Source organism: Candidatus Mycolicibacterium alkanivorans, from assembly GCF_022760805.1.
Lineage (GTDB): Bacteria > Actinomycetota > Actinomycetes > Mycobacteriales > Mycobacteriaceae > Mycobacterium > Mycobacterium alkanivorans.
The window spans coordinates 1,261,941-1,276,911 of record NZ_JAIVFL010000001.1 but is presented as its reverse complement, the minus strand read 5'-3'; the positions used below and the strand labels follow the sequence as shown (position 1 = coordinate 1,276,911).

The window sequence follows — 14,971 nt, the reverse complement described above, 5'->3', positions numbered from 1 at the left end:
GCTATGCGCCGACCGGGACGCGCAGTTCCTCCAGCAGGCCGCGCACCCGTCGCTCGATCTCGTCCCTGATCGGACGAACCGCCTCGACCGTCTGCCCGGCGGGATCGGTGAGGTCCCAGTTCTCGTAGCGCTTCCCCGGGAAGATCGGGCAGGCGTCTCCGCAGCCCATGGTGACGACGACATCGGCGGCCTGAACGATTTCGTCGGTCCAGGGTTTCGGGTATTCGCCGGTGATGTCGATACCCACCTCACTCATGGCGGCGATCGCAGCAGGATTGACTTCGGTGCCGGGCTCAGACCCGCCCGACCACGCCACTGCCCGTTCACCGGCCAGGTGGGTGAAATAGCCCAGCGCCATCTGGGAGCGACCGGCGTTGTGCGTGCACAGGAACAACACCGTGGGCTTTCCGTCACTGATCTTGCCCTCGACCCGGGCGAGCGCGATAAGGCGTTGCAGCGCAAACCTTTCCGCCAATAGCGGCAGGAAGTTCGACACGCTGGCGCGACCGGCGAACTGGTCATACGACGAGTACAGGAACCGTTCGATGGTCTCCACACCGAACGTGCCGTCGAATTGCTGTTGCAGACGGGTGGCGGCAGTGCGCAGCGCCAGCTGTTGATCGATGCTCAGATCCCGGCGGTACTGGGTGACGGGGGTTTCGGTCATGAGTGACTCCTGTGTGCTCGAGGTGGTGAGGTGTCGCATGCGGATGCGGAACGACGACATCGTCGGCGCGGGCTTCGATCCCGGGATAGGGGGCAGCGACGAGCGCCAATCCGATGAGTGCGCCGATAATCCCGGGCGGCGCCGGACCGCCGGCCCAGCAGCCGTCTGCCGCGGTGACAACGGGATGGTCGTCGCGATCGACTTCGACACACACCGATATTGACACTTATCGAATCAGCCCGCAAGCGAACACTGCGTGAACATTTCGATCAGCGGCAGCACTTCGGGTCGAGCACCACGCACAGTGCGGCGACAGCGTCACTGTCCGGCCGGTGGTAGACATTCATGCCGCGCCGCTCCGAAGCCACCAGGCCGGCTCGGCGCAACTGACTGAGGTGATGACTGATCGTCGACTCGCTCAGCGCGAGAACGGTGGCGAGTTCTCCGCTGTTCTGCTCCCCGGCCGGGGAACTGAACAGCAGCGACATGATCTTGACCCGGGCCGGGTCGGCCAACGCCTTGAGGCGCAGCGCGACCTGCAGAGCATCGTGATCGCTCATCGGGCCAGCCGCCACGGGTGCACAGCACACCGGTGCGGTGGTGTCGACGACGGGCAGCGCCTTGGGCATGAAAACCATGCTGCCAGATGGGTTGACATATATCAAAGAGGTCGCCATGCTGGAGCCGGTACTACTTCGATATACGTCTCACAGGTGGAAGGGATCCGGAAATGTCACGCGTCCAGCTTGCTCTCAACGTCGACAACCTCGACGAGGCAGTTACGTTCTACTCCAAGCTCTTCAACGCCGAGCCGGCGAAACTCAAGCCGGGCTACGCCAACTTCGCTCTGACCGAGCCCCCGCTGAAGCTGGTGCTGCTCGAGAATCCCGGTAACGGCGGCACCATCAACCACCTCGGCGTCGAGGTCGACTCCAGCGACACCGTGCATTCCGAGATCGCCCGGCTCACCAGCGAGGGGCTGTTCACCGACGAGGAGATCGGCGCTACCTGCTGCTTTGCCACCCAAGACAAGGTGTGGGTCACCGGGCCGAGCGGTGAGCGCTGGGAGGTCTACACCGTGCTCGCGGATTCGGAGACCTTTGGGACCAGCCCCAAGCACCTCGACCTCAACAGCGAAGGCGCCGCGTGCTGCGGCGGCTCGGCCACGGATGAGACGACCGCTCAGGCGTCCTGCTGCTGACCAGCCCCCGTCAGGGCCTCCAGTGCCGGTATGCCGACGGGTTCAGTTGCCAGTAGGGGCACAACGGCGATCCGGTCGGCGTATTCGCTTCTGACCCTGGCTATTTCGGGAAGTTCGGCGAGGGCCCGCTGCCGCAGCAGCGGTGCGCTGGGATTGGCCGCGGCGAGGGAGTTGTTGATCACCCACGCCCACGGATGGATGCCGGCGCGTTCGAGCTCGCTCTGCAGACCGGCCGCTTCGAGCACCGGGGTGGTTTCAGCGAGTGTAACGATGACGACCTTGGTCAGCTCGCGGTCCTGCAGGCGCATCAGCGGAGTCGTGAAGTGTCTGCTTCCGAGCTGACGGGCGATTTCGCGATGGTAGGAGCCGGTCGCGTCGAGAAGCAACAAGGTGTGTCCGGTCGGCGCAGTGTCGACGACGACGAACTTCCGCCGCGACTCACTGATGACACGCGAAAATGCTTGGAAGACAGCCACTTCCTCCGTACAGGGCGAGCGTAGATCTTCGGCGAGCGTCGCCCGGCCCTGCTCGTCGAGAGCGGCGCCCTTGGTAGCCAGGACGTGGTCGCGGTAGACGCGGGTCGCCTCGGCCGGATCGATGCTCGACACCTGCAGGTTGGGCAGGGACCCCTCCAAGGTCTCGGTCAGATGACCGGCAGGATCGGTGGTGGTCAGATGAACGTCATGTCCCCGGTCGGCGAGGGCGACCGCAACAGCGGCGGCGACGGTCGTCTTGCCCACCCCGCCCTTGCCCATGCACATGATCAGTCCGTGCTCGGCGGAGGCGATCTCGTCGACCAGTGTCGCCAGCGGAGCGTACGGCGGATCGAGGTCGGACTGGGCTGGCCGGTCCGAGACGATGGTGTTCGAAGTGAACAACGAAACTATCGCGGTCAGCCCCACGATATTGGAGGGCTTGAGTTCGACCTGATCAATCGGCAAGGAACGCAACTCGTCGGGCATGGAGGTGATCGCCCGCTGCTCGCGGCGGTGGATCGCCGCGGCGAGCAGATCATCGTCGTCGGCTGGCGAGGGCAGTACGCCGTTGATGATGACGAACTGTCGCGCCAAACCGATCGATGCCAATTCACGGTGGGTGCGGGCGATTTCGGCCAACGTTGACTTCTGTGCGCGGGCGACCAGTACGACGCGGGTGCGCTGCGGATCGGCCAGCGCGGCCACCGCCTCGGCGTAGACGGTGCGCTGCTTCTCCAGACCCGCCAGCGGCCCCAGACAGGACGCGTCACCCTTGCCGTCGTTGAGGAAGTCGGTCCACGAACCGGGCAATTGCAACAGCCGGATGGTATGTCCGGTGGGCGCGGTGTCGAAGAGCACGTGGTCGAACTCGCCGATCTGACCACCGGAATCGGTCAGCAGTTCGGTGAATTCGTTGAACGAGGCGATCTCAGTGGTGCACGAGCCGGACAGTTGCTCGGTGATCGAGGCGACCTCCGCGTCGGGCAGCAGCCCCCGCACCGGGCCGATGATCCGTTCGCGGTAGGCGTCGGCAGCCTGCTCGGGGTCAATCTCCAATGCCGACAATCCGTCGACCGCCGGAATGGGGGTGATGGTGTTGCCGATACTCAACCCGAAGACCTGCCCCACGTTGGAGGCGGGATCGGTGCTTACCAGCAGCACCTTACGGCCCCGGCCGGCCAATGTGATGGCGGTGGCACACGCGATCGACGTCTTGCCAACCCCACCTTTGCCGGTGAAGAAGAGGAATCGCGGCGCACCGTCAAGGAACTTCATCTCAGCAGCATCCGGAGTTCCCGCAGCAGTCCTCGGCGGCGCTGGTGTCGGTGATGTCGAGCAGCCGGCCAGCCGGCGTGGGCATCTCGACGCCGGCCCAGGCGGCAAGCTGGCGCCGGTCGGGGTAGCGACCGGTCATCGCGGTGACCCCATCGACCAGCACCAGTGGTAAGCCGTCGGAACCGGCAACGTGCAGAAAGGCTTTCACCGCCTCGTTCTGGGCGAATGCCAACGGTTCGCTGGCAAGGTTGTATCGCGAGACGTCGCCGCCCCGGGTGCGCACGAAGTCCAGGTCGGCGGAGAACGTCACCAGTTCCTGTGGGACATCGTCGCCGCAGACCCCGGTGGCACAGCACAACGCTGGCTCAAAAACCTCGACCTTGCTCATCGGAATACTCTCCTCGGATCGGTGGATGTGTCGCCCGTAGCTCAGTGGCGAGCTGACGAACGCGCGCCTCGATGTCGTCGCGAATCAGCCGCATGCGTTCCATACCGTCGATGCCGCGCCGCGACGGCTCGTCGGTGTCCCACGTCTCGAACCGCGGACCGGGCACCGGCTCGACGTGGGCTTCCCGCCCCAACGTCACGACGACGTCAGCTCGGCGTAGCACGCCGGGATCGATCGGTTTGGGATGCTCGCCGGAGATGTCGATTCCGACCTCCCGAAGCGACTGCGCCGAAAGAGAATTCAGCTCCACACCCGGGCGCGTTCCGGCCGACGACACCTCGATCTCGCCGCCGGCAATCGTACGCATCAGGGCTGCGGCCATCTGCGACTTGCCGCTGTTCTTGACGCACACGAACAGCACTGCCGGCCTCGTCACGAGGGCTCTTCCGGTGCTGGGGAGAAGATCGGCGTTGAACGCCTCCACGCGGGCTTTGATCTCGTCGTCGCGCTCATACCTGCGGCACCGAACACGCACCGCTGTTCACAGCGGGACCCGCATCGACGCACAGGGTGGCCGAAAGTTGTTGCAGCGCTTCGGGAACTACCCAGTAGTACACCCAGCTACCACGGCGCTCGCAGCCCAACAGGCCCGATTCGCGCAGCACTTTCAAGTGGTGGGAGATCGTCGGCTGCGCCAGGTCGAACGACTCGGAGATGTCACACACGCATGCCTCGCCGCCTGGGTGGCACGCGATCAAACTGAGCAGGCGCAGCCGCGCCGGATCACCGAGAGCCTTGAACATGCGCGCAAGAACCCCGGCCGCGGCCTCGGTCAGCGGCTCCAGAGCCAGATTCGACACCTGTCAATATTGACAGGCATCGAATCTCCACACAAGTGCGCCGGTCCTGGCCTAGCCGAACCGCCCGGAGATGTAGTCCTCGGTGGCCTTCTGCGAGGGGTTGGAGAAGATCTTCTCAGTGTCGTCCACCTCGACCAGCATGCCGGGCTTACCCGTCGCCTCGAGGTTGAAGAACGCGGTCTGGTCGCTGACGCGCGCCGCCTGCTGCATGTTGTGCGTGACGATGACGATCGTGTAGTCCTGCTTGAGTTCAGCGATCAGATCCTCGACGGCCAGCGTCGAGATCGGGTCCAGGGCCGAACACGGCTCGTCCATCAGCAGCACATCGGGCTGCACGGCAATCGCCCGCGCGATGCACAACCGCTGCTGCTGACCACCCGAGAGCCCACCGCCCGGCTTGTCGAGCCGGTCCTTGACCTCATTCCACAGATTGGCGCCCTTCAGCGAACGTTCTGCGGTCTCGTCGAGGACCTTCCGGTTGCGCACACCCTGTAGCTTCAGGCCGGCGACCACATTGTCCTTGATGGACATGGTCGGAAAGGGATTCGGCCGCTGGAACACCATGCCGATGGTCTTGCGCACGCTCACCGGGTCCACGCCGGGGCCGTAGATGTCCTCGCCGTCGAGCAGCACCGATCCTTCGACGCGACCACCGGGGATCACCTCATGCATCCGGTTCAAGGCACGCAGCACCGTCGACTTACCGCATCCCGACGGGCCGATGAATGCGGTCACGCTACGCGGCGGCACAGCCAGTGACACATCAGCGACTGCGTGGAACGATCCGTAGTAGATATTGACGTCTTTGAGATCCAACCGTTTGGCCATAGTTTCTCCTTGAGTCTCAGGCCCGATTTCGCGTCAGGTATCGGTTCACGAAGGCCGCCGCTGTGTACAGCACTGCGACCAGCAAAATCAGGGTCAGCGCCGCCCCCCACACTCTCAGCCGCCCGGCGGGTTCCGGGTTGATCAGCTCGGTGTAGATGAGCAGGGGCAGCGACGCCATGTTTCCTTCGAGCGCATCGAAGTTGATCGACCTGGCGTAGCCGACCAGCACCAGGACGGGTGCGGTCTCGCCCATCACCCGGGCGAGCGCCAGGAGGATTCCGCTGATCATGCCGGGCAACGCCGTGGGCACGACTATGCGCACGATGGTCTTCCATTTCGGAACACCCAGGGCATATGAGGCCTCGCGCAGCTCGTCGGGAACGAGCTTCAGGATTTCCTCGGTGTTGCGCACCACGACCGGCAGCATCAACAGCACCAGGGCCAGGGCAACTGCGAACGCGCTTTGCGGGAATCCCAGCGTTGAAATCCACAACGCGAAGATGAACAGCGCGGCCACGATCGACGGCACACCCGCCAGGATGTCGACCATGTAGGTCGTCACCTGCGCAAACCGCCCGCGTCCGTACTCCACCAGGTAGACGGCCGCCATGATGCCGAGCGGAACCGAAATCACCGCCGCGATTCCGGCCTGGATGATCGTTCCGTAGATTGCGTGGTACACACCACCGGCGAACTGATCCGGCAACACGCCGGCCAGCGACCTGGTCCACCATCCCGGGGTAATGACCGCCTTGAAGCCGCGTTCCAGGACGGTGTAAAGCACCCACACCAGCGGCACCATGGCGATCAGAAACGACGCAGCGAACAGGATCGTGGCGAGGTTGTTCTTGATCTTGCGACTCGGGCTGATCGGGTGGAACGTCGGTGCCTTGACCGGCACATCGAGCGTGGCCTTTGTCATCCTCCGCTCACCCTTCCTCCAGCCGCTGCACGAGCCAGCGCGTTGACGATGAATGTCAAGATGAACAGGACCAAGCCGGCGGCGATGTAGGCACCCGTCGGCAACGGTGAGCTGAATTCCGATGCGGCCGAGGCGATCTTGGAAGCAAAGGTGTAGCCGCCGTCGAACAGCGACCAGTGGCCGGCTCGCGCGGCCGACCGCAGGATGATCAAGACCGCGACGGTCTCGCCGAGGGCGCGGCCCAAGCCGAGCATCGACCCGGCGATCATTCCGCTCCGGCCGTATGGGAAGACGGTCATGCGGATGACTTCCCACTTTGTGGCGCCGAGGGCCTGGGCGGCCTCGACATGCCCGCCCGGAGTGAGACTGAACACTTCCCTCGTCACCGAGGTGATGATCGGCAGAATCATCACGGCAAGAACTACTCCCGCAGTGAAGATCGTCCCACCACCGGCCAGCGAGACGTTGCCGGTGGCGAACAGGAAGAACCAACCGAGGCTCTTGTTGAGGAACCGCGCAAGCGGCTCGAGCCAGGGCGCCAGCACGAAGATTCCCCAGAGGCCGAACACGATCGAGGGCACCGCGGCAAGCAGATCGACCAGGATCGTAAAAGGCCTCGCGAACTTGCGCGGCGCGTAGTTGGTCAGGAACGCCGCGATGCCGATGGCAATCGGCACGGCGATCACCAGGGCAAAGACCGAGCTCAGCACGGTGACCTGGAAGAGGTCGGCGACGCCGAACCGCAGATTGTCCGCGTCGGTGGTCTTGAACTCGGAACCGGTGAGGAAGTTCGCCTTATTGACCTTAAGCGACGGCACCGCCCTAATGACTAGGAACAGCGCCATCAGTGCGATCGCGGCGATGATCGTGGCTCCAGCAGCGACGGCGATGGCGCCGAAGATCCGGTCGCCCCACCGGCCGCCACTGTCCCGAAGGCCCGACCCTGGTGGTGGTTTGGTAGGCATGGTCGCGCCCGCCCGCTGTGGGCTCGCCGACGTTGGCGTGCCCACAGCAGTCGGCTCTGGCTTGACGGTCATCGCGGGGTCCTATTGGGGTCCTATGGTCATGAAATGGCGTCGATAGCCGTGGTCAGCCTGGACTTGAAGGAATCGGGGATCGGAATGTATCCGTTGTCCGTCAAGCCCTCCTGACCCTTTCCGAGCGCCGCGGTCAGGAACGCTTTTACGGCTGGAGCAACCTGGCTGTCCGGGTACTTCGAGCAGACGATCTCGTAGGTTCCGAGCACGATCGGGTACGCGCCTGGCTCCGTCGGCTTGTAGAACGAGGAGGTATCGAGCACCAGGTCGTTGCCCTCGCCCTTGATCTTGACCCCCGCGATCGACTTAGCGGCCGACTCGGCGGTCAGTTCAACCGGATCCGGGCCGGCGGAGGTGATGATCTTAGCCATCTGCAGGCCCTGGTTCTTCGCATACGACCACTCGTTGTAGGTGATGGACCCGGCGGTGTTCTTGATCGCCGCGGACGTACCCTCGTTGCCCTTCGCGCCTTCACCGACGCCGCCGTTGAACGTCTTGCCGGCGCCCTTGCCCCACCCGCCGTCTGATGCGGCGTCGAGGTACTTCTGGAAGTTGTCGGTGGTGCCCGACTCGTCGCTGCGGAAGATCACGTTGATCGGCTGCGCCGGAAGCGTCTTGCCCGCGTTCAGTGCGGCGATCTCCGGTGCGTCCCAGGTCCTGACCGTGCCGTTGAAGATCTTCGCCACCGTCGGCCCATCCAGGGCGAGCCCGTCGACACCCGGCACGTTGTAGGTCACCGCGATCGGGCCGAACACCGTCGGCAGGTTCCAGGCGTCATTGTCGCCGCACCGTGCCTTGGCCTTGTCCACCTCGCCCTTGTCCGCGTTCAGCGGCGAGTCGGAGCCGCCGAGATCGGTTTGACCACCGATGAACTCGGACACACCGGCTCCCGATCCGCTGGAGGTGTAGTTGAGGGTGTAACCCGGGCACGCCTGCTCGTAGGCGTTGACAAACCGTGTCATCGCGTTGGCCTGCGCGGTGGCACCGCTTGCCTTGAGCGACTTCTTCCCCCCGCAGTTCACTGCGCCGGCGCTGCCGGAACCCGACGACGACGTGGTGTCTTTGTCACTACCGCACGCGGTGAGCATCATTCCGGTGATGGCGGTCGCCGACGCGGTCACGAAGAACGCCTTGCCAAACCTGTTCAGATTCACCTATCCCACTTTCTCCAGTGTTGCCCTGTTCGGCCCCGGTAGGAGCACACGCACCACTCGGGAAGTTAGGCGCTGGTGATGGACAGAACCCACCCGGAAGGTGAATGAGGGGTGAACAGGTTGACGAACGGGGTGACGCGAAAAGCCGCTAATTAGCTGTGACTCGCGGCGCCGTCAATATTGGCTGGCAAGGACGGCCGATACGCGGTGTCGACGCTCGACGTAGCAAATCCCAGTCGGCCATAGGTTTTCACCGCCGCGGCGTTGTCGGCTTCGACGTAGAGCATGACCTCGGGCTGCTCGTGGGAGAGCAGCCGCCGGGCAAGGTGTTCGAGGCCGACGACGGTCAGTGCCCGGCCCAGGCCGCGTCCGTGCGCGGCGGGGTCCACGCCGACGACATACACCTCGCCGAGCCCGGGATGGTCAGGGTGCACCTTCGTCCAGTGGAAACCGAGGATCGCACCGCTGTCGTCGTCGACGGCCAAGAAGAGGCCCTCGGGGTCGAACCAGGACTCGGTGCGTCGCTCGTCGAGATCGGACTGCTCCCAGCCGCCCTGTTCGGGATGCCACGCGAAGGCGGCGTTGTTGACCCGCAGCAGCTCGGCGTCGTCGGACGGGCCTCGGTACGTGCGGATGTGGATGCCCTCGGGTACGGCCGGCTCGGGGACGTCGCGCAGCGTCCGGCGCATCTGCATCAGTTCCCGAACCACGGTCATCCCGAGCGCGTCGGCCACCGCTCGCGCCGCGGGCAGGGTGCCGTGCGCCCAGAACCGAACTGCGCCGTCGGCGGCATCGGCGGCAGCCTGCAGCAGCGCCGTCCCGATACCGCGACGGCGGGCCCGCGGTTCGACGACGAGCTCACCCATCGCGTCGGCACCGTCGGCCCCTGACGTCAGATTGAGGTAGCCGACCACGTCCCCGTCATCGGCGGCCACCAAATGCCGGGCGCGCTCATACGGCAGTTCGCGCAGCACCTGCTCACCGACCGGGGCGACACCGTCGGATCGGGTGGCGGCATCGATCACCGCGCGCACCTGCTCCTGCTCGACCGGACTCAGGGCGGTGCGCCAGTACGGCGCCGTCACTGACTGCGAAGCGGGTGGGACATTGAGCCAGACCGCACCGCGGTGCGCATCGAGTCCGAGATGGCGTCCTCGCCGTCGCTGAAGCCGTCCTCCTCGTCGTCCTCCTCGTCGTCCGCGGCGAATTCGGGCTCGGTCGCAGGCGGACGGCCCCGGGCGGGCCGCACCGCCTTGTAGCCCACATTGCGGACAGTCCCGATCAGCGACTCGTATTCCGGGCCGAGCTTGGCGCGCAGCCGTCGCACATGGACGTCGACGGTGCGGGTGCCGCCGAAGAAGTCGTAGCCCCACACCTCCTGCAGCAGCTGCGCGCGGGTGAACACCCGTCCGGCGTGCTGGGCGAGGTACTTGAGGAGTTCGAATTCCTTGTAGGTGAGGTCGAGCGGGCGGCCGCGCAGCCGCGCGGTGTAGGTGCCCTCGTCGATGACGAGCTCACCGAGGCTGACCTTGCCCGCGCTTTCCTGGCTGGCCGAACCGCCGCGCCTGCCGACGAGCAGGCGCAGCCGGGCGTCGATCTCGGCCGGCCCAGTGCTCGGCAGCAGGATTTCGTCGAGGCCCCAGTCGATGTTGACGGCAACCAGGCCGCCCTCGTTGACGACGGCCACCACGGGAACCAATGTCCCGGTGGTGCCGAGCAGCCGGCACAGACCCCGCGCGGCAGCCAGATCGGTGCGCGCGTCGACGATCGCGACGTCCGCCGTACCCGCCTCCAGCAGCGACGACACCTCGGTCGGCGCGGAGCGCACGTTGTGCGCCAGCAGCGCCAACGACGGCAGCACCGACTCCGGACGCGGGTCGACGGTGAGAAGCAGCAGGTCCACAGAATCTCCAATGCGCTGGGGGACCATCGTCGACAGCGCCGTCGCGGTGACCTTCCAGACTCATGGGCGACATATGGCCGTTACCGACCATGGGTCTTCTAACTTTACCCCGCTACCTGCTATTTAGCCGATCCGAGCCGCCCTGGCCTGCTCCCGCCGGGCGCGCGACGGCGCGTCGCAGGTGGCCGTGGGCCAGAATGTCCAGGTGCGAAAGCTGCTGATCACCCTGGGCGCCACGCTGCTCGCCGTGGCCGTCGGGGCCCTCGGCGCCGACTTCGGAGCGACGATCTACGCCGAGTACCGGCTGGCGCGGACCGTGCGCACCGTGGCCGGCTTGTCGTTCGACCCGACCGGGGCCATCCTCGGCTTTCCGTTCATCCGCCAGGCGATGCGCCACCACTACGCGGAGATCGAGATCAAGGCCAACGGCGTGGAGCACGCCGTAGTGGGCAAGGCCTCACTGGAGGCCACCATGCACGACGTCGACCTGACCGAGGCGTCCTGGCTGATCAGGCCCGATGCGAACCTGCCCGTCGGCAAACTGGAGAGCCGTATCATCATCGACTCCGCCCACCTCGGGCGGTTCATGGGGATCAAGGACCTGATGGTCGAGGCCCCGGCCAAGGACACCAACGACGCCACCGGCGGCACCACCGAGTCGGGGATCTCGGGCGACAAGGGCCTGGTGTTCACCGGCACGCCGCGAAAAGCCGATTTCGACAAGCCGGTCAGCGTCACCGTCGACCTGTCGGTCACCGGCGCGGACCAGACAACGCTGGTGTTCACCGCCACCGGCGTGGCGACCGGAGCGGGCACCGCCGACCAAGGTGTGCCCGAAGACAAGAAGGCCGCCGTGCTCACGGCGTTCAGCGGCACCCTGCCGGGACAGAAACTGCCGTTCGGGGTCCGCCCCACTACCGAAGGTGCCCGTGGATCAGACATCATTATCGAAGGCATCACCGAGGGAGTAACGATCCGCCTCGACGGGTTCAAACAATCATGACCCCTGCAACGATCACCGCGATCGCGGCCATCGCGGCCGCGCTGGGAGTGGCCGCCGTCGCCGGCGTGCTGCACAACCGGCGCTCCGGTGTGCTGCGCGATACCGCTGCCCCGGAGGCCGTCGACACCAGCGATCTGGGCCTTTCGCGGACCGGACCGACCATCGTCCACTTCAGCGCCGTGTGGTGCGGGCCGTGCGCAGGAGTACGGCGGGTGGTCAACCAGGTATGCACCGACCTGCATGACGTAGCTCACGTCGAAATCGACATGGACGCCAATCCGGCTGCCGCGCGCAGGCTTTCGGTGCTCTCGCTGCCGACGACGTTCATCTTCGACGCCGAAGGCCGACAGCGATATCGGACATCGGGTGTCCCGAAGGCTGCCGACCTGCGCTCGGCTCTCGCACCTCTGTTGGCCTGAGACCAGGATTGGTGGGTAGCATGATTGCCGTGTCCGCCCGCCTCGAGCTCACGCTCACCAAGCGCCGTGCAGTCGATCTGTGCCGCGTCGCGGGTTGTTGCTGTTGTTGCTGTAGCTGCTGAGTAGCCGCGCCCTTCTCTTTTTGCGCCGCCGCTCTGGCGTAGCCATTCGTGGCGTGCCTCCACCCAGCCCCATTTCCCAGCAACAGGAGTAGACCCATGTCGACCTCGAACACCACAACAACCACCACCACCGCACCCGCGCAGGTCGACGTCCGCGGCCCGCGCTTCGCGGCCTGGGTCACCACCGCCGTGCTGCTCGCGGTGCTCGCCATCTCGGCGATCAGCACGGTTGCGGCGGCGATCCTGCTGGGCGCCCAGGCCGTCGTGTTCGCCATCGGCGCGCTGCGCGGACCCCGACAGCACCCCTACGGCCTGATCTTCGCCAAACTTGTGGCACCACGGCTGAGCCCGGTCACCGAGCGGGAACCCGTGCCGCCGTTGAAGTTCGCCCAACTGGTCGGGTTCATCTTCGCAGCGGTGGGGGTGGCCGGCTTCGCGTCCGGCGTGCCCCTTCTGGGCGTGATCGCCACGGCCTTCGCGCTTTTCGCTGCCTTCCTCAATGCGGCATTCGGTATCTGCCTGGGCTGCCAGATCTACCCGCTGGTGGCACGGTTGCGCCGCATCCCCACCTGAAGCCTGCACACCAGTCACCGAAAGGATTCCTTCATGGCTCGCTCCGACGTCCTGGTCTCAGCCGACTGGGCCGAGAGCAATCTCGACAACCCGAACGTCGTCTTCGTCGAGGTCGACGAGGACGTCAGCGCCTACGACACCGGCCACATCGCCGGTGCGGTCAGGCTGGACTGGCAGAAGGACCTGCAGGACGCCGTCAAGCGGGATTTCGTTGACGCCCAGCAGTTTTCAAAACTACTGAGCGATCGTGGCATTGCCAACGACGACACGGTGGTCCCTTACGGCGGCAACAACAACTGGTTCGCCGCCTACGCCTACTGGTACTTCAAGCTCTACGGCCACGAGGACGTCAAGCTGCTCGACGGCGGCCGCAAGAAGTGGGAGCTCGACGGCCGTCCGCTGTCGGCCGACACCGTCGAGCGGCCGGCGACCAGCTACACCGCCAAGGCTCCGGACGACACCATCCGCGCCTTCCGCGACGAGGTGATCGCGGCCATCGGCACCAAGAACCTCGTCGACGTCCGCTCCCCCGACGAGTTCTACGGCAAGATCCTCGCACCCGCGCACCTGCCGCAGGAGCAGAGCCAGCGTCCCGGCCACATTCCCGGCGCGATCAACGTGCCGTGGAGCAAGGCCGCCAACGAGGACGGCACGTTCAAATCCGACGAGGACTTGGCCACGCTGTACGCCGAGGCCGGGCTGGACGGGGAGAAGGAGACGATCGCCTACTGCCGCATCGGCGAGCGCTCGTCACACACCTGGTTTGTGCTCCGGGAACTGTTGGGGCACAAGAACGTCGAGAACTACGACGGCAGTTGGACGGAATACGGCTCCCTGGTGGGGGCCCCGATCGAGTTGGGAAATTGATCATCATGTGCTCTGCACCCAAGCAAGGACAGACCCTGCCCGCCGGTGTCGATCTGGAGAAGGAGACGGTGATCACCGGCCGCGTGGTCGACGGCGCCGGGCAGACCGTCGGCGGCGCGTTCGTGCGCCTGCTGGACTCCAGCGACGAGTTCACCGCCGAGGTGGTGGCCTCGGCGACCGGTGACTTCCGGTTCTTCGCCGCACCGGGCACCTGGAAGGTCCGTGCGCTGTCTACGGTCGGCACCGGCGACGTCACCGTTGCGCCGACCGGCGCGGGGATCCACGAAGTCGACATCAAGGTCGCCTGACGACGAAGCCGACGCGTCGTCGGCGAGGAGTCAGGCGATCAACTGCGCCTGACATATCGCTGACAGGCTCGGGCGGTTGATCCCGCCCGAGCCGTGCGCGGTTAAACTTTCACCGTGGTCCTTTTCTACGAGATCCTGCTGGTCGCTACCGTCGTGGTGATCACCTGGTTCGCGCTCTACGCGCTGTACCGACTGGTCACCGACGAGTCGTGACCTCTGAAAACATCCCCGGCAGCGGAGATCGCGCCGTCGCAGCAGCGGCCCAGCGCGCCAGAGAGACCGCTGGTCGCAACATCCCGGTTTTCGACGATCTTCCGCTCACCGACACCGCCAACCTGCGCCTCGGCGCCAACCTTCACGACGCGTTGCTGGCCCTGCTGCCGCTGGTCGGGGTGTGGCGCGGCGAAGGCGAGGGCCGCGGCGCGCACGGCGACTACCGGTTCGGCCAGCAGATCATCGTCTCGCACGACGGCGGCGACTACCTGAACTGGGAAGCCCGCTCGTGGCGGCTCGACGAGGAGGGTCGCTATCACTCCCCCGGCCTGCGGGAGACGGGCTTCTGGCGGTTCGTCGACGACCCCGACGACCCGGGCGAGTCGCAGGCTATCGAGCTGCTCTTGGCCCACTCTGCCGGCTATGTCGAGCTGTTCTACGGACGGTCCCGCACCCAGTCGTCGTGGGAGCTGGTGACCGACGCCCTGGCACGCAGCAAGTCCGGTGTGCTGGTCGGCGGCGCCAAGCGGCTCTACGGCATCGTCGAAGACGGCGATTTGGCCTACGTCGAGGAGCGGGTCGACGCCGACGGCGGCCTAGTGCCACATCTGTCCGCGCGGCTGTCGCGATACGTCGGCTGACGCGCCCACCAACTCCGGATTCAGCGCGCTGGTGATCTCGTCGACGCGGCGCCACAAATCGGCGCACGGTGGTGCAACGGAATCTGTGCCGAGCCCACTTGTCGGACGCCGCTC

The 14,971-nt window shown here is 65.7% G+C and carries 21 protein-coding genes; 9 read left to right on the top strand and 12 right to left on the bottom strand.

All coding sequences use genetic code 11. From position 1 onward, the window contains the following. Position 1: 1 nt before the first annotated feature. The gene (locus K9U37_RS06335) at positions 2-667 is read right to left on the bottom strand and encodes an arsenate reductase ArsC (protein ID WP_243070978.1); all 666 of its coding nucleotides are present in this window, start codon (positions 665-667) and stop codon (positions 2-4) included. Between K9U37_RS06335 and K9U37_RS06330 the strand changes: the two genes are divergently transcribed. Then, positions 666-890 (top strand): hypothetical protein, encoded by a 225-nt coding sequence (locus K9U37_RS06330; protein ID WP_243070977.1) that lies wholly within the window; start codon positions 666-668, stop codon positions 888-890. The two genes, K9U37_RS06335 and K9U37_RS06330, sit on opposite strands and share 2 nt — an antisense overlap. 46 nt (positions 891-936) lie before the next feature. Here the strand turns inward: K9U37_RS06330 and K9U37_RS06325 are convergent, their stop codons facing one another. Then, positions 937-1,296 carry an Rv2640c family ArsR-like transcriptional regulator gene (locus tag K9U37_RS06325; RefSeq protein WP_243070976.1) on the bottom strand — a complete coding sequence of 120 codons (360 nt, stop codon included), beginning with the start codon at positions 1,294-1,296 and terminating at the stop codon, positions 937-939. 101 nt (positions 1,297-1,397) lie between these two features. On the opposite strand from K9U37_RS06325, the gene K9U37_RS06320 reads away from it, so the two are divergent. Then, the gene (locus K9U37_RS06320; protein ID WP_243070975.1) at positions 1,398-1,868 is read left to right on the top strand and encodes an ArsI/CadI family heavy metal resistance metalloenzyme; all 471 of its coding nucleotides are present in this window, start codon (positions 1,398-1,400) and stop codon (positions 1,866-1,868) included. Here the strand turns inward: K9U37_RS06320 and arsA are convergent. The 10 genes from arsA to K9U37_RS06270 all read right to left on the bottom strand — a co-directional run bounded on the left by arsA (position 1,850) and on the right by K9U37_RS06270 (position 10,711). Next, the gene (gene arsA, locus K9U37_RS06315) at positions 1,850-3,619 is read right to left on the bottom strand and encodes an arsenical pump-driving ATPase (protein ID WP_243070974.1); all 1,770 of its coding nucleotides are present in this window, start codon (positions 3,617-3,619) and stop codon (positions 1,850-1,852) included. The two genes, K9U37_RS06320 and arsA, sit on opposite strands and share 19 nt — an antisense overlap. Before the next feature lies 1 nt (position 3,620). After that, a complete protein-coding gene (gene arsD / locus K9U37_RS06310; protein ID WP_243070973.1) occupies positions 3,621-4,007 on the bottom strand; it encodes an arsenite efflux transporter metallochaperone ArsD in 387 nt (128 codons plus the stop codon). Next, positions 3,985-4,443 (bottom strand): arsenate-mycothiol transferase ArsC, encoded by a 459-nt coding sequence (locus tag K9U37_RS06305; protein WP_243070972.1) that lies wholly within the window; start codon positions 4,441-4,443, stop codon positions 3,985-3,987. Before K9U37_RS06305 ends, arsD begins: the two co-directional genes overlap by 23 nt. A gap of 73 nt (positions 4,444-4,516) precedes the next feature. Next, positions 4,517-4,810 (bottom strand): ArsR/SmtB family transcription factor, encoded by a 294-nt coding sequence (locus K9U37_RS06300; RefSeq protein WP_243073250.1) that lies wholly within the window; start codon positions 4,808-4,810, stop codon positions 4,517-4,519. 108 nt (positions 4,811-4,918) lie between these two features. Further along, positions 4,919-5,695: a phosphate ABC transporter ATP-binding protein PstB gene (gene pstB, locus K9U37_RS06295; protein WP_243070971.1), complete on the bottom strand. Its 777-nt coding sequence runs from the start codon at positions 5,693-5,695 to the stop codon at positions 4,919-4,921. 16 nt (positions 5,696-5,711) lie between these two features. Next, entirely contained in the window at positions 5,712-6,617 is a 906-nt protein-coding gene (gene pstA, locus K9U37_RS06290; RefSeq protein ID WP_243070970.1) for a phosphate ABC transporter permease PstA, read from the bottom strand. Beyond that, positions 6,614-7,582, bottom strand: a complete 969-nt coding sequence (gene pstC, locus K9U37_RS06285; protein ID WP_243070969.1) for a phosphate ABC transporter permease subunit PstC — start codon at positions 7,580-7,582, stop codon at positions 6,614-6,616. Before pstC ends, pstA begins: the two co-directional genes overlap by 4 nt. A gap of 98 nt (positions 7,583-7,680) precedes the next feature. Then, positions 7,681-8,808 (bottom strand): phosphate ABC transporter substrate-binding protein PstS, encoded by a 1,128-nt coding sequence (gene pstS, locus K9U37_RS06280; RefSeq protein WP_308197344.1) that lies wholly within the window; start codon positions 8,806-8,808, stop codon positions 7,681-7,683. A gap of 152 nt (positions 8,809-8,960) precedes the next feature. Beyond that, positions 8,961-9,893, bottom strand: coding sequence for a mycothiol synthase (gene mshD / locus K9U37_RS06275; protein ID WP_243070968.1), 933 nt, complete (start codon positions 9,891-9,893; stop codon positions 8,961-8,963). After that, complete coding sequence (locus K9U37_RS06270; protein ID WP_308197343.1) at positions 9,890-10,711, bottom strand: winged helix-turn-helix transcriptional regulator; 822 nt, start codon at positions 10,709-10,711, stop codon at positions 9,890-9,892. The genes mshD and K9U37_RS06270 overlap by 4 nt, the downstream gene beginning before the upstream one ends. Before the next feature lie 187 nt (positions 10,712-10,898). Here K9U37_RS06270 and lmeA point away from each other — a divergent pair, with 187 nt between their 5' ends. From lmeA to K9U37_RS06240, 7 genes are all read left to right on the top strand, one after another. After that, positions 10,899-11,714, top strand: a complete 816-nt coding sequence (gene lmeA, locus K9U37_RS06265) for a mannan chain length control protein LmeA (protein ID WP_243070966.1) — start codon at positions 10,899-10,901, stop codon at positions 11,712-11,714. Next, on the top strand, positions 11,711-12,133 hold the full coding sequence (locus K9U37_RS06260; protein WP_243070965.1) for a TlpA family protein disulfide reductase: 423 nt from the start codon (positions 11,711-11,713) through the stop codon (positions 12,131-12,133). Before lmeA ends, K9U37_RS06260 begins: the two co-directional genes overlap by 4 nt. Positions 12,134-12,153: 20 nt before the next feature. Further along, positions 12,154-12,255 carry an Ms5788A family Cys-rich leader peptide gene (locus tag K9U37_RS20375; RefSeq protein WP_372489402.1) on the top strand — a complete coding sequence of 34 codons (102 nt, stop codon included), beginning with the start codon at positions 12,154-12,156 and terminating at the stop codon, positions 12,253-12,255. 96 nt (positions 12,256-12,351) lie between these two features. Then, positions 12,352-12,828: a DUF4395 domain-containing protein gene (locus K9U37_RS06255; protein ID WP_243070964.1), complete on the top strand. Its 477-nt coding sequence runs from the start codon at positions 12,352-12,354 to the stop codon at positions 12,826-12,828. A 33-nt stretch (positions 12,829-12,861) separates the two neighbouring features. Further along, positions 12,862-13,695, top strand: coding sequence for a sulfurtransferase (locus tag K9U37_RS06250; protein WP_243070963.1), 834 nt, complete (start codon positions 12,862-12,864; stop codon positions 13,693-13,695). Between the two features lie 5 nt (positions 13,696-13,700). Then, positions 13,701-14,003, top strand: a complete 303-nt coding sequence (locus K9U37_RS06245; protein WP_243070962.1) for a DUF1416 domain-containing protein — start codon at positions 13,701-13,703, stop codon at positions 14,001-14,003. Positions 14,004-14,212: 209 nt separating this feature from the next. Continuing rightward, the gene (locus tag K9U37_RS06240) at positions 14,213-14,857 is read left to right on the top strand and encodes a heme-binding beta-barrel domain-containing protein (RefSeq protein ID WP_243070961.1); all 645 of its coding nucleotides are present in this window, start codon (positions 14,213-14,215) and stop codon (positions 14,855-14,857) included. Positions 14,858-14,971 lie beyond the last annotated feature (114 nt).

What these genes read in the sequence shown, in the direction of transcription:
- pstA (WP_243070970.1), bottom strand. Translation starts at nt 6,617, where the DNA reads ATGACAAAGGCCACGCTCGATGTGCCGGTCAAGGCACCGACGTTCCAC.
- K9U37_RS06260 (WP_243070965.1), top strand. Translation starts at nt 11,711, where the DNA reads ATGACCCCTGCAACGATCACCGCGATCGCGGCCATCGCGGCCGCGCTG.
- K9U37_RS06300 (WP_243073250.1), bottom strand. Translation starts at nt 4,810, where the DNA reads ATGTTCAAGGCTCTCGGTGATCCGGCGCGGCTGCGCCTGCTCAGTTTG.
- arsD (WP_243070973.1), bottom strand. Translation starts at nt 4,007, where the DNA reads ATGAGCAAGGTCGAGGTTTTTGAGCCAGCGTTGTGCTGTGCCACCGGG.
- K9U37_RS06325 (WP_243070976.1), bottom strand. Translation starts at nt 1,296, where the DNA reads ATGCCCAAGGCGCTGCCCGTCGTCGACACCACCGCACCGGTGTGCTGT.
- K9U37_RS20375 (WP_372489402.1), top strand. Translation starts at nt 12,154, where the DNA reads ATGATTGCCGTGTCCGCCCGCCTCGAGCTCACGCTCACCAAGCGCCGT.
- K9U37_RS06330 (WP_243070977.1), top strand. Translation starts at nt 666, where the DNA reads ATGAGTGACTCCTGTGTGCTCGAGGTGGTGAGGTGTCGCATGCGGATG.
- pstC (WP_243070969.1), bottom strand. Translation starts at nt 7,582, where the DNA reads ATGCCTACCAAACCACCACCAGGGTCGGGCCTTCGGGACAGTGGCGGC.
- K9U37_RS06255 (WP_243070964.1), top strand. Translation starts at nt 12,352, where the DNA reads ATGTCGACCTCGAACACCACAACAACCACCACCACCGCACCCGCGCAG.
- arsA (WP_243070974.1), bottom strand. Translation starts at nt 3,619, where the DNA reads ATGAAGTTCCTTGACGGTGCGCCGCGATTCCTCTTCTTCACCGGCAAA.
- K9U37_RS06335 (WP_243070978.1), bottom strand. Translation starts at nt 667, where the DNA reads ATGACCGAAACCCCCGTCACCCAGTACCGCCGGGATCTGAGCATCGAT.
- pstB (WP_243070971.1), bottom strand. Translation starts at nt 5,695, where the DNA reads ATGGCCAAACGGTTGGATCTCAAAGACGTCAATATCTACTACGGATCG.
- K9U37_RS06250 (WP_243070963.1), top strand. Translation starts at nt 12,862, where the DNA reads ATGGCTCGCTCCGACGTCCTGGTCTCAGCCGACTGGGCCGAGAGCAAT.
- K9U37_RS06245 (WP_243070962.1), top strand. Translation starts at nt 13,701, where the DNA reads ATGTGCTCTGCACCCAAGCAAGGACAGACCCTGCCCGCCGGTGTCGAT.
- K9U37_RS06320 (WP_243070975.1), top strand. Translation starts at nt 1,398, where the DNA reads ATGTCACGCGTCCAGCTTGCTCTCAACGTCGACAACCTCGACGAGGCA.